This is a genomic window from Actinomycetes bacterium (assembly GCA_024222295.1).
GTDB lineage: Bacteria > Actinomycetota > Acidimicrobiia > Acidimicrobiales > Microtrichaceae > JAAEPF01.
Genome location: JAAEPF010000025.1, coordinates 121,289 through 134,068 on the forward strand (window position 1 = coordinate 121,289; position 12,780 = coordinate 134,068).

10 protein-coding genes are annotated in these 12,780 nt (G+C 68.2%); 2 read left to right on the top strand and 8 right to left on the bottom strand.

The features are described 5' to 3' along the window. Positions 1–24 precede the first annotated feature (24 nt). A complete protein-coding gene (locus tag GY812_10220) occupies positions 25–1,467 on the bottom strand; it encodes an adenosylhomocysteinase (protein MCP4435850.1) in 1,443 nt (480 codons plus the stop codon). A gap of 174 nt (positions 1,468–1,641) precedes the next feature. Between GY812_10220 and GY812_10225 the strand changes: the two genes are divergently transcribed. Next, positions 1,642–2,544: an alpha/beta hydrolase gene (locus GY812_10225; protein MCP4435851.1), complete on the top strand. Its 903-nt coding sequence runs from the start codon at positions 1,642–1,644 to the stop codon at positions 2,542–2,544. Between the two features lie 33 nt (positions 2,545–2,577). Here GY812_10225 and GY812_10230 read toward each other — a convergent pair whose 3' ends face one another. Then, positions 2,578–4,638, bottom strand: coding sequence for an acyltransferase family protein (locus GY812_10230; GenBank protein ID MCP4435852.1), 2,061 nt, complete (start codon positions 4,636–4,638; stop codon positions 2,578–2,580). Between the two features lie 126 nt (positions 4,639–4,764). On the opposite strand from GY812_10230, the gene GY812_10235 reads away from it, so the two are divergent. Next, positions 4,765–5,406 (top strand): peptidoglycan-binding protein, encoded by a 642-nt coding sequence (locus GY812_10235; GenBank protein ID MCP4435853.1) that lies wholly within the window; start codon positions 4,765–4,767, stop codon positions 5,404–5,406. 145 nt (positions 5,407–5,551) lie between these two features. Here the strand turns inward: GY812_10235 and GY812_10240 are convergent, their stop codons facing one another. The 6 genes from GY812_10240 to GY812_10265 all read right to left on the bottom strand — a co-directional run bounded on the left by GY812_10240 (position 5,552) and on the right by GY812_10265 (position 12,705). Then, positions 5,552–6,592 (bottom strand): bifunctional phosphoglucose/phosphomannose isomerase, encoded by a 1,041-nt coding sequence (locus tag GY812_10240; GenBank protein ID MCP4435854.1) that lies wholly within the window; start codon positions 6,590–6,592, stop codon positions 5,552–5,554. A gap of 13 nt (positions 6,593–6,605) precedes the next feature. Then, positions 6,606–6,872: a Trm112 family protein gene (locus GY812_10245; protein MCP4435855.1), complete on the bottom strand. Its 267-nt coding sequence runs from the start codon at positions 6,870–6,872 to the stop codon at positions 6,606–6,608. Between the two features lie 6 nt (positions 6,873–6,878). Continuing rightward, positions 6,879–8,258, bottom strand: coding sequence for a phosphomannomutase/phosphoglucomutase (gene manB / locus GY812_10250; protein MCP4435856.1), 1,380 nt, complete (start codon positions 8,256–8,258; stop codon positions 6,879–6,881). A gap of 66 nt (positions 8,259–8,324) precedes the next feature. Then, entirely contained in the window at positions 8,325–9,512 is a 1,188-nt protein-coding gene (locus GY812_10255) for a glycosyltransferase (GenBank protein ID MCP4435857.1), read from the bottom strand. Beyond that, positions 9,509–12,433 carry a hypothetical protein gene (locus GY812_10260; protein ID MCP4435858.1) on the bottom strand — a complete coding sequence of 975 codons (2,925 nt, stop codon included), beginning with the start codon at positions 12,431–12,433 and terminating at the stop codon, positions 9,509–9,511. The genes GY812_10255 and GY812_10260 overlap by 4 nt, the downstream gene beginning before the upstream one ends. 74 nt (positions 12,434–12,507) lie before the next feature. Continuing rightward, complete coding sequence (locus tag GY812_10265) at positions 12,508–12,705, bottom strand: hypothetical protein (GenBank protein MCP4435859.1); 198 nt, start codon at positions 12,703–12,705, stop codon at positions 12,508–12,510. Positions 12,706–12,780 lie beyond the last annotated feature (75 nt).

A 12,780-nucleotide genomic window follows, 5' to 3' on the forward strand; every position in this document is an offset into this window, starting at 1 on the left:
CGACGAGGAGGCGACCGAGGCCGCTCAGTAGCGGTAGTGCTCGGGCTTGTAGGGGCCCTCGACCGGGATGCCGAGGTAGTCGGCCTGCTCCGGCGACAGCTCTGTGAGCCGTACCCCGAGCGAGTCGAGGTGGAAGCGGGCGACCATCTCGTCGAGCTGCTTGGGCAGCACGTAGACGCCGGTCGGGTAGTTCCCGTTCTTGGAGAACAGCTCGATCTGGGCGAGCACCTGGTTCGAGAACGAGCAGCTCATCACGAAGCTCGGATGGCCCGTCGCGCAACCGAGGTTGAGCAGCCGGCCCTCGGCCAGCACGATCACCGAGTGGCCGTCGGGGAACACGAACTCGTCTGTCTGAGGCTTGATCTCGACGCGGGTCACGTCGCTCATCCTGAGGATGCCGGCCATGTCGATCTCGTTGTCGAAGTGGCCGATGTTGCCCACGATCGCCTGGTGCTTCATGGCGCCCATGTGCTCCGCAGTGATGATGTCCTTGTTGCCGGTGGCGGTGATGAACACGTCCGCCGTGCTGATCACGTCTTCCAGGCGGGCCACTTCGTAGCCCTCCATGGCGGCCTGCAGGGCACAGATCGGGTCGATCTCGGTGACGATCACGCGGGCGCCCTGGCCGCGCAGTGACTGGGCACAGCCCTTGCCGACGTCGCCGTAGCCGCACACCACGGCGGTCTTGCCGCCGAGCATGACGTCGGTGGCCCGGTTGATGCCGTCCACGAGGCTGTGGCGGCAGCCGTAGAGGTTGTCGAACTTCGACTTGGTTGTCGCGTCATTGACGTTGATCGCCGGGAACAGCAGCTGGTCGGCTTCGAACATCTGGTACAGACGGTGCACACCGGTGGTGGTTTCCTCGGTGACGCCGAGGATGCCGGCACCGATGGCGGTCCAGCGGTTGCCGTCCTCAGGCAGCGAGCGACGCAGAAGGTCGAGGAACACGTGCCATTCCTCCGGGTCGTCGTCGGTGGCGTCGGGGACCTCGCCGGCAGCCTCGTACTCGGCACCCTTGTGCACGAGCATCGTGGCGTCGCCGCCATCGTCGAGGATCATGTTGGGGCCGGCGGTGCCGTCGTCCCAGCGCAGTGCCTGCTCGGTGCACCACCAGTACTCCTCGAGGGTCTCGCCCTTCCATGCGAACACGGGGACGCCCTGGGGGTCATCGACGGTGCCGTTGGGGCCGACCGCAATCGCGGCTGCGGCCTCGTCCTGGGTGGAGAAGATGTTGCAGCTGGCCCAGCGCACATCGGCGCCGAGCACGGTGAGGGTCTCGATGAGTACAGCGGTCTGCACGGTCATGTGCAGCGAACCGGTGATGCGGGCGCCTTCCAGGGGCTGCGCATCCGCGTATTCGGCGCGGATGGCCATGAGGCCGGGCATCTCGTGCTCGGCGAGCTGGATCTGCTTGCGCCCGAGCGGGGCGAGCGACAGGTCGGCGACCTTGTAGTCGGTGAGGGACATGGTTACTCCTCCTGCGCGGGCAAGCGCGGGTCAGACGTGTTGGATGGCAGAACGGGCTGGGGTCGTCTGACACCGGGTACAGGGCAGCCCGCGAAGCTCCAGGAATTGTAGCTGCCGCGACGATTGTGGCCCAGATACGCATTCGGTGCCCGGAGGCCGCGCGAGGCTTGCCCGATGAATCTCGACGAGTGGAGCCAGCGCGGCGACAGGGTGCCCGTCGGCGACGACAGCGTCTTCGTGGTCGACACGCCCGCGGCAGAGCGTACCGATGCCGCGCCGCTGCTCGTGATCCACGGTTTCCCCACGTCGTCGGTTGACTGGGCGCCCGTACTCCCCCAGCTGTCAGCTCGCCGCCGGGTGGTGCTGTTCGACCTGCCGGGTTTCGGACTGTCCTCAAAGCACGACCGCCCCTATGGCATCGCCAGCGCCGCCGATGCGACCGCCGGCGTGCTCGAACAGACCGGTCTTCGGGAATTCGACCTGATCACCCACGACATGGGTGACACAGTCGGTGGCGAACTACTCGCCCGTGACATGGCGGGTGAACTCACCGTCGACGGCAAGGCCGTGAGAATCCGGCACCGCATCCTCACCAACGGGTCGATCTACCTCGACATGGCCCAACTCACCGACGCCCAGCACATGCTCTGGTCGGCTGCCGATGCCAAGCTGTCCGCCGAGATCGGTCCGTCCGCCGAACAACTCGCCGTGAGCCTGCGCGAGACCATGGCTCCCCAAGGAACACCGACCTCCAACCCCGGCCCCGAAGAACTGCTGGCCGCGGCCGAGTCAATCTGCCACGACGAGGGAGCGCTCCTGTTGCCGAGGCTGATCCGCTACCTGAGCGACCGGCGCGACAACGAGGAACGCTTCACCGGTGCAATCGAGAACCACCCCTCGCCGCTGTCGATCGTGTGGGGCGAGCTCGACCCCATCGCGGTGGTCGCAATGGCGCACAAGCTCGCGCAGCGTCGCACGGATGCCGGCCTGACGGTCCTGGAAGGCGTGGGGCACTACCCCACCATCGAGGCTCCCGGCGCTTTCAGCGCGGCGGTGCTGGGCCACCTCGACGACTGACCCTGCCTCGGCGCCGGGAGCCGTCGCGCACCGTCAGGGCGCGAGGTCGAGCGCCATCACATCAGCCGCCAGCCACTCGGCCACACGGCGCGACGCCGCGGGATCATCGAAGTGGCGACCATCGAGCGCCCGCAGTTCGAGCCCGTCGACGACCTGGGGGCACGGGTCGGCCGGGCACACCCTCGAGGAGAGGTCGACGGTGAGCACCCTCGGGTCGGCCGCGGCGACGGCCTCCAGCAGAGCGTTGAGGTGTCGGTTCCGCTCCACCTCCTGGGCGCCGACTGGCTGCTCGGCGCCCTCGACCACGTCGGGCAACAGCACCAGGGCGACCCGCGCTCCCCCCGAAGCCAAACGGTCGACCGCCTCGCCGTAGAGCCCTGTCATGACCGCGTCGAACCCGGGTGTGCCGAACGGATACCAGGTGCCGTCGACCTGCCGGTTGGTCATCTCCCAGCTCGACATTGCAACGACCAGGTCGGGCGAGGCGGCCGACACGCCCTCGAGCTGGCGGCGCGGGATCGCGGCGTCACAAGCGCTCGTCATCTGCGCCACCCGGCCCTCCTCGTCGGTGGGGAAGCCGGTGACCAGGCCACATCCGGGCGATGACGCTCCGGCAAAGGCGACGCCGAGCGATCCGAGTACATCGCCGAAGTCATCCTGGAGGCTGCGGGCGATGGAGTCCCCCACGAACAGCACTCGGGATGCCGGAACCGCAGGGGGCGATGTAGTCGTCGGCTGCGGTGCCGGAACTCTGCCCGGGACCGTCGTCGGGGGATCCGGGGATGGCGATTCGGCAATGCTCGTCGGAGGTGACGGCGGCTCGACCACCTCGATGGGTCGCTCGTCCGAGGCGCGCTGCCAGGCGGGCTGTGCCGGGGCGCTGGCGGAAACGAGCAGTGCTGTGACGACGAGGCACACTGCGGCAGCGGGAAGTACCCGGCCGACCGTCCTGGTCGAGAAAAGGGATCCCAACCGCACCGGCCGCTCGAGCATCCGGAACGAGACCCAGGCCGCGCCGAGTGTGATCGTCAAGCGGACGGCCAGCAGCAGCCAGCCGTCGAGGCCGGTGCGAGCGGGTGTAAGCCAGAGGAACACCGGCCAGTGGATCAGGTACACGCCGTAGCTGATGCGACCCAGGCCGACCAGCGGTGCCACGGACAGCCCGGCCGCCAGCAACCCTTCCTGCGACGCTGCCAGGACCACCGTGGCCGTGGCGGCCGCCGTGAGCAGCAGTCCCCACGGGTACAGCCACGTGGCCGACACCGTCGCCGTGTGCACGAGGATCACGAGCGCAGTGAGGGCGACGGCGGCGCACGCCGCCAGGGCACGCCGCGCCCGCGCGCTGGCTACCCGCAGCTTCCGCGTCGTCGCGGCGGCCAGGACAGCACCCACGAGCATCTCGGCTGCCCGCGTGTCGGTTCCGAGGTATGCGCGGTCCACCGACACCCGGGCGAAGTGCCAGTTGGCGGCCGCAGAAGCCAGGGCGAGCGCGCCGAGCACCACGCCCACCGCCACAAGCGGATTGCGGAGCCGGGCGCCCGCTCCCCGATTGGCCAGCGTCAGCGCGCCGAGCACCACGAGGGGCAGCACCACATAGAACTGCTGCTCCACCGCAAGGCTCCAGAAGTGCTGGAGTGGGGAGGGCGCCGATACGGAAGCCCCGTACGAGGTGCCCTGCGCGATCAGGTGCCAGTTGAACAACTCCGCGATCGCAAAGGGCACGTCGAGGCGCAGGGACCGCAGCTGGGAAGCGGTCCACACCCCGACCATGGCCAGCGCCAGCACCGCTGCCATCGTCATCCACGACGCCGGCAGGAGCCGCCGGAACCGCCTCGACCAGAACCTGCGCAGGTCCACCGAACCCCCGCCTGCCCACTCGCGCAGCAGCAGCGACGTGATGAGGAAGCCCGACAATGTGAAGAACATCGACACGCCGAGGAACCCACCCCCGAACCAGGCGACATCGCCGTGGTAGGCCAGCACGACGGCCACGGCCACGCCACGCAGCCCATCGAGCGCGCCGATGTGCCGGAGGGGCTCGATAGGCTCCTGGCCACCAGCGGTGGCCGTCTCGCGGGTGATGGCTGTCTGCACGCACAACTATCATCCCCCACAACCGCGCAGCCGTCTCAGCAGGCATTGGCCTCCGGCGGCGCCGAGGCCCGTAGTTTGTCTCGCACAACCATTCCCGACCCCTTCCACCCAGGAGAGGACCCTCAGATGAATAAGATCACACGCCCGCGCATGCAGGCAATCGTCGCGACGGCAGCGGCGCTCATGCTGTTGGCCGGAGCGTGCTCCAGCGACGACAGCGACGAAACCACCACGACCTCTGAGGCTTCCGGCGGTTCGGGCGGCGGCGAGAGCGCCCAGACCAAGAAGTACAACGAGGAGATCCAGCAGGAACTGAAGGACGTCGGCTGCTACACCGGCGCGGATGACGGGATCGTCGGTCCCGAGACCGATGCTGCGATCGTGGCATTCCAGAAGGCCGAGGGCCTGACACCCGACGGCGAGGTCGGCTCCAAGACCCAGGAAGCGCTCACCAAGGCCGTTGATGCCGGCACGAAGGTCTGTGACGGATCGACGCCGACGTCGTCGACGACGACCACCACCCCCTCGGGTGGCACGGCTCCGTGCACCGGCACCGCCATCGCTGCGGGCCTGCCCTCGGGTGACACCGCCAGCTCGTACATCTGCTCCGACGGCTTCGCCGGTGTGTCGCTCTCGAATGGCAACGGCATCATCCTCGAGTCGGTCGACGGCAAGTGGGAAGTCCCGGGCCAGGACCCGTGTGGCTCGGCCAGCGCCGGCATCGACCCCGAGATCCTCGACAAGGGCTGCGTCGGAGACAACGGCTGACCAACCCGATCCCTGACGGGCCCGGCGGTGCCGCAACACGCGGCCCTGCCGGGCCTGGGTCGTTTTGCGGCCCTTTGTTGGTGCTCAATCACGCATAGCGTGATTGAGCACCAACAAAGCGACCGAGCGAACCAGTGGTCAGCCCTCAGGACTTGAGGCGGGCCTTGATGTCGTCGAGCAGCGGGATGGGCCCCGGGTCGACGCCGAGGTCGATCGCCAGGTGGAGAGTCGCCACGTCTCCGAACAGCGTCAGGTCCATGAACTGCGCCAGCGGTCCCTCACCCTCGGCCTGAACCGAGATCACGTCGGCCACGACCTCGTCGCACACCTCGGCCACGATCTCGAAGCGCCGGCCGACCTGAGGGTGCTCGAAGTCGTGGCGCAACAACAACAGGGTGAATACCTGTCGGGTCACGTCACCGTTCACCGCCCAACCGGCGATCTCGTTGTGGGTCAGCTCGGGCAGGCGGTTGGGCCAGCTCGGAACCTTGGGGTTCTCGTTGAATTGGCCCTTCCAGCGCCATGCGGCAGCCTCACCGAGCACTCCCCCGCCGTACACCAGCGGCATCGTGCGGCCGATCTGGCGGGCCAGGCCGACAGCGGCGTTGTCGTCGCCTTCCAGCTTGGATGCGCGTTTGCGCAGCTGGGACACGGCGGCCTCGACCTGCGGTGTGACGTCGGGCAGCAATCCCATGCGCGCCAGCACCACCAGCGGTGACACAGACACGGCTCCGATGCCTGCGCGGGGCATAGGGATCGCCGGGTCGAACTGCACCAGCGGTGCGCCCCACTCGTCGGCCAGGCGTGCGAGCTCGCCACCGGAGGCCATCACGACCATGCGCGCACCGGCCTCCGCTGCCGCGGTGGCCGCAGCCACGGTCTCCTCGGTGTTGCCGGAGAACGAGCTGGCGAGCACCACCGTGTCGGGCCCGACCCATGCGGGGCACTCGTAGTGCTTCGACACGAGCACCGGCACGGCGGCGTCGGGAGCGGCCACGGCCGCGGCCACGTCACCACCGATTCCGCTTCCACCCATCCCCATCACGATGGCCGCGGTTGCGCCGTCGCCCGAGGGCAGGCCGTCGACATCGGCGGCCACCGCGGCGGCGTGTTCGATCTGGTCCGGCAGCGCGAACGTGGCGCCGAACATGTCGAGGCTGTCAGCCTCGTGCAGGTCTGCAGGCATGGCGCCTCCCGGCTCAGTCCGCCTGGAAGGTCGGCTCTATGCCCTCGGCCTCCGCCTTGGCTGCGAGCCGGGCGTCCTCGCTGTCGTCCACCGACACGGCCTCGTCCAGCAGCATCACAGGGATGCCGTCGCGAACGGGGTACCGGCGCTTGAGGCGCGGGTTGTACAGGGCCGACTCGTCCTCGAAGTACAGCAGCGGGCCCTTGTCCTCAGGGCAAGCGAGGATCTCCAGCAGACGGGGGTCGAGTGCGTCGGAGGCACCCGTGGTTTCGTTGCTCATCGCCGTTCAGCCTGCCATGACCGACTGCACTTCTGCGACCCGAGCGGCGCAGGCAGCCTCATCGGCGGCCTCGAGGTTGAGGCGCAGCAGCGGCTCGGTGTTGGACGGGCGCAGGTTGAACCACCAGTCGCCGGCATCCACTGTGAGGCCGTCGGTGCGGTCCTCGGCGTGGCCTTGTGCCGCGTAGTGGGTGGCGACCCGATCGATGACGGCTGCTGTGTCGTCCACCCGGGTGTTGATCTCACCCGATGCCGCATACCGCTCGAACGGCTTGCGCAGCTCCGACAGCGGCTTGCCGCTGGCGGACATCTGCTCGAGCACGACGAGCGACGCGATCAGCCCCGAATCGGCCCGGAAGTTGTCACGGAAGTAGTAGTGCGCCGAGTGTTCGCCGCCGAAGATCGCCCCGGTCTCGGCCATCACCTCCTTGATGAACGAGTGGCCCACGCGGGTGCGTACGGGCGTGCCGCCCCCCTCGATGACCACCTCGGGCACGGTCTTGGAGCAGATCAGGTTGTGGATCACCGTCTCGCCGGGGTGCGACTCGAGGATTCCCGCGGCGATGATCGCCGTGGTGGCGGAACCCGAAAGCCCCTCGCCGCGCTCGTCGACGAGGAACACCCGGTCTGCGTCGCCGTCGAATGCCAGACCGATGTCGGCGCCCTCCGCAACTACCCGTTCGCGCAGGTCGGCGGTGTTCTCCGGCTGGATCGGATCCGCGGGGTGGTTGGGGAACGTGCCGTCGAGCTCGCCGTACATGACCTCGAGGCTCGGTTCGAGGCCGTCGAACACTGCCGGCACCACGAGCCCGCCCATCCCGTTGGCCGTGTCTGCGATCACCTTGAGCGGGGCCAGGCGGTCGACATCGACGAACGAACGAACGTGGGCGGCGAATTCACCGAGCAAGTCCTGCGAGCTGCGGCTGCCCGGTGTGGCGGACTCGTCGACCTCGCCTGCGAGCGACGCCTCGGCGACTTCCTTGATGCGGTCGAGGCCGGTGTCCTCGCCGACCGGCCGGGCACCGGACAGGCAGAACTTGGCGCCGTTGTAGCCGGCAGGGTTGTGCGACGCGGTGAACATGGCACCGGGTGCGTCGAGGTGGCCTGCGGCGAAGTAGAGCATGTCGGTGGAGGCGAGACCGAGGTCGACCACGTCGATCCCCGCGGAGTTGACCCCTGCTGCGAACGCGTCGACCAGACCCACACCCGAGGGACGCATGTCGCGCGCCACGAGGAGCCGCCCGACCGTGTCAGAACGGCCCTCGGCCTCCTCGGTGCAGAAGGTGGCGAAGCCAACTCCGATCGCCCGGGCGAGTTCGTCGTCGAGCTGGTCGGGCGTGGTGCCCCGCACGTCGTATGCCTTGAAGATGTCATCGAGTCGCGACATGCATCGCACCCTAGCGGCGCGCCCACCGGGCTCCTGCAGCCATGCGACGACCTGCAGAGCACAGGGTCAGGACTGGCGTGCCGGGGGCAACTCGAGCACCCCGGCGTCATAGCCTCCCACGCGCGATGTGTTGCGGATCTTGGCCAGGTCACGCATCAGCCGGCTCGTGTCGCGGGCCACGTGCACCGTGGACCGCTCTGAGTTCTCGACCTCCACGGGCACCTCGGTGAGGGTCAGCCGGTACCTCTCCACGAGGTGGAACAGCTCCACATCGAACGCGAAGCCGTCCACCACTGCGTGGGAGAAAAGGAGGCGGCTGACATCGCCCCGGAAGGCCTTGAGGCCGCACTGGGTGTCGCGGTAGCGGCCCAGGAGCACGACGCCGGTGAACACGTTGACAATCCGACCGCCGAACTCGCGCAGCCGCCCGGCCCGCACCACCGTCATCGTGTTGGTGTGCTTGCGACTTCCCACCACCACATCCCAGCCACCCTCGACGGCGTCGAGCAGGCCGTGGATCTGGCTCGGCGAGTACGACAGGTCGGCATCGGTGAAGGCCACCGTACGCCCGGTGGCCACCAGCATTCCCTCGCGCACCGCTGCACCCTTGCCCTTGTTGGGCTGGTAGCTCACGACCGTGTCGGCACCGGCTGAGCGGGCGGCCTCCGCGGTGTCGTCGATTGAACCGTCATCGACGACCACTACCTCGAGGCCGCCGTCGGAGGCCACGTCGGCCAGTTCGGAGCGGATCCGCTCCACGGTCCCGCCGATGCGGTCTGCCTCGCAATAGGCCGGCACCACGACTGACAGGCGCACGTCACCGGCGGAAGGCTCGCGCATTGCCGGGGAGGCCTGGTCCTCGCGCACCGCCCGGAACATCAGGTTGCGGTAGTTGGAGCTGCGGATCACGAAGGCGACACCCAGCGACACGAACTTCAGGATCGCGAGCGGAAGCCACCACCCCGGGTCCAGGAGCTCCACGAGGGCCCAGAGCACGACCACGTCGGCCACCAGCGCCGCTGCCGCGGTGCTCCAGTAGGCGCCCGGGCTGGTGAACCACCGACGCCAGGGGGCACCCGAATGGCCGGTGCGCAAGGCGTGCAGCACGAACGACACGACTGTGGCAACGGCGACGGCGAGGGCGTTGGCCGGCACCACGTGCCAGTCGAACACCTCGACCAGCAACAACAGGCCACCCACGTCCAACAGGGTCGATATGACCCCGATGAGCAGGACGCGGCGGAGCAGGTTCACTCGTCGGGGGTCGGCTCCGGCGCGTCGCCCGGAACCGGGTCGCCTCCAACGGCCGACCCCACGAGGTCCTCGTCATGGCCGGCCGCGTCGCCGTAGCCGTCGGGGTCCTCGGGGTTGTCATCGACGGCTTCGCCGGGGCCGAGCAGGGCAGCCTCGGCTTCCTCTCGGCGCTGGTCGGCACGGGCGAGACCGACGGTGAGCACGACACCCACGATCGTCATCAGCCAGGCCAGCCAGTCGACCTTCGTGTGGCCGTAGGTGAGGGTGACTTCGTTGTCGGTGGGCACAACCACCATGAAGTTGGGCGACACGCGCCACGGACCCTCAGCACCGGAGGCATTCCAGTTGGGGAAGTACGACGTGCGCACGAGCACCGGCGAGCCGGTCTCGGAAACGGTGAAGGAGATCGAGTCGTTGGTCTCGCTGTAGTCGGTGACCTCGACATCCTGTGACGGTGCAGGCTCCGACGGAGCGTTGGCGGCGTCTTCACGGTCGATGCGGGGCCAGTCATCGGGCCCGGATGTCGCCAGCGGGGTGTCCCAGCGGGTCGGATCGAGGTACCAGTCGATCGCCGGGCCGGACGCCTTCGGCGGGTTGGGCACCTCTTCGGTGGCTTCCGCACGTTCGCCGTAGACCCAGCCGTCGATGTGGTCGTCTTCCGGCGTGAGCACGACCGGCAGGTTCTGCAGTGGCACGACCGGGTCGGCATCAGCCACCTCGAACACCGTCCAGGTGCGCCCCTCACCGGAGGGCTGCGGGAACTCCTCGGTGGATGCGATCTCCGTGAGGTCGGGATTCGCGCGCGCCTCGTTGACCGCCTGGGGGCTGGCGGCAAGGTAGTAGCGCACACCCATGAGCTGGAGGTGCTCGATGCCCTGCTGCATGTTCCATCCGGGGTACGGCAGGTCACGCTGGGCCGATGAGGGGTTGGGCGACAACTCCGACTGGTTGATGAAGTGGAACGGCGTGCTCGATGACGCCTCGAAGTACAGGCCTTCCATCGAGCCGAGGCATCCGTCGGTGAAGTACGGCAGCAGCATCGGGGCCATCGGGGTGCCGAAGCGGTTGAGCTCGGACTCGTACTCCCACATCACGCGGCCACAGCCGTTGTCTACGCCGACCTCCTCCATCATCGAGATCATGGCGGTGTACTCGTCGTAGGCCTTCGCCGGGTCTTCCAGCCCGGCGAAGTTGTAGCGGGCCCAGTTGGATGCGTTGTTGAGGTCCTCGAAGCGCCAGGGGCCCCACTTGTAGGCGGAGATCACTGTGCCGTCTTCCTTTTCGAACTGGGCGATCTCACCGCCGGGCAGGCTCTGAAGCGACCCGGCCACGTACACCAGCGACACCGTGCCGACCACGAGGGTTGCCACCGCGGAGACGGCCCACGGTTCGTAGCGCGAGCCCATCAGGTCGCCCACCACGATCGCGAGCGCCCGGATCACCAGTGCCGCACCGAGCGCCGCAAGCAGGTAGAGGCACAGGTAGTAGAAGGGCAGCAGGCGGGCGTTCCACAGCCGCCACTGGGGCGCGAACACGAACAGCCAGCCGTAGGCCACGAGGGTCAGTGTTAGGAACCAGCCGATGCGTACCCGGTGCACCAGCGACAGGACCATGCCCACCGCTGCCAGTACGAACCACAGGTTGCGGTTGGCCATGTCGAACTGCTCGGCCTGGGGCCACAGGTATTCCGCGTAGTTGACGTACTTCTCCCACCCCATGTCGTTGAGGAAGGCGCGGTTGAGGAAGAAGGGCACGAACCAGAAGGCGGCGAGCAGGAAGCCGACCGGCGCCACGACCACCGCGTAGCGGAATGCCCGCTGGTCCCAGTTGACGAGCATCGCGAGCGCAACGAGGGTGGCGAAGAACGGGAAGCCCTGCGGGGCGAATACGAGCATCAGAACCGTGAAGCCCACGAGCAGGGTGCCGAACGTGCGCCCCCGGCGGTCCTTGTCCCACCAGGGTGTGCGGTCTTCGCGGCGGGTGAGCACCATCACCACCGTGGCAACCGCGATGAAGATCGCCGGGATCAGGTGGTTGAGGATCGTGAGCGCGAACAGCACCGCACCGAGGGCGCGGGCGCGGCCCGACTGCATACCCCTGAACAGCACCGCTAGGTAGAGCACGGCGAAGGTGAGTGAGATCGAAAAGGCGAACTCGCCCGCCATCGTCGACAAGATGTTGCCCCCGAGGATCGAGAACCCGTTGTCGAACAGGAAGAATGTGGCGCCGATCGCCAGCAGGGGCGGGCCGGGGAACGTGAGCTTCGCCGCGCGGCCAAGTGCCCATGCCGCCACCGGCAGGGTGACCAGGCCCGATACGGCCACCAGCTTGAAGGCGATGTTGTAGGAAACGTCGACCAGCAGCACTGCCACGAACACAGCGCCGACCCAGGTCATCACCCGGGCGAGGTGGGTGGTCACCCGCTTGGCGAGGAACCAGGCACCGACCAGCGATGCGGCGGCCAGCGGGATGCCCGCCCACAGCGGCAGGCCCACGTCGAGCCACACGATGATCAGCGACGGCACGACCATGTAGAAGGTGTAGGCCGGGAATCCCGCGTACCAGTCGGGCGTCCACCCGGTCAGCCGGAAGTTGGGCAGCAGTTCGTCGCGCAGGTAGGCGGGGCCCCACACATGGGCACCCATGTCGCCGCCGGTGGCCGTGGTATCCGAGAGGATCAGGTCGGGGCTGAGGGCGAAGAACACCCCGAAGCCGCACAGGATGGCCACCATGAGCCCGGCCCAGTCGAGCCAGTCGCGGGCCGGGTGCGTGGAGTCCGCCAGGGTGCGCAGGGGCTCCGTCCCGGCGGGGACAGCTGTGCTGTCGGGCGCGTCACCCCGGTCGTCGGTGCGTTGGTCTTCCACGGCGATCCATCGTTGCACGCCGTGGTGACAGAACACGACCACGGTTCTTGCGGACACGCGACCAGATCACGTGACGGGTCTCGGTAGCCGGCGCAGTGGGCCGGACTTCGGCTCGGAACAACTCTGGTGGGTCAGTTGGCCAGCGACCGGCGGTAGCGGGTCTTGGTGGCCGACAGGTCTGTCAGCAGACCGTTGAGCTCCACGGTCTCGCCGTCACGGTGCCAACTTCGTGTGTCGCAGGTGTTGCACGACCGCATCAAGAGGCGGTGCCCGTCGACCGTGAGGCCGATCTCGATCAGTTCCTTTCCGCAACTGGGACAAGTGTTCATCGGGGGGACCTCCGCTGGGTGACCGGACCGTCCGGCTGGCTCTCTCCGTTCGGCCCGCCCGACTCCCTGTTGAGG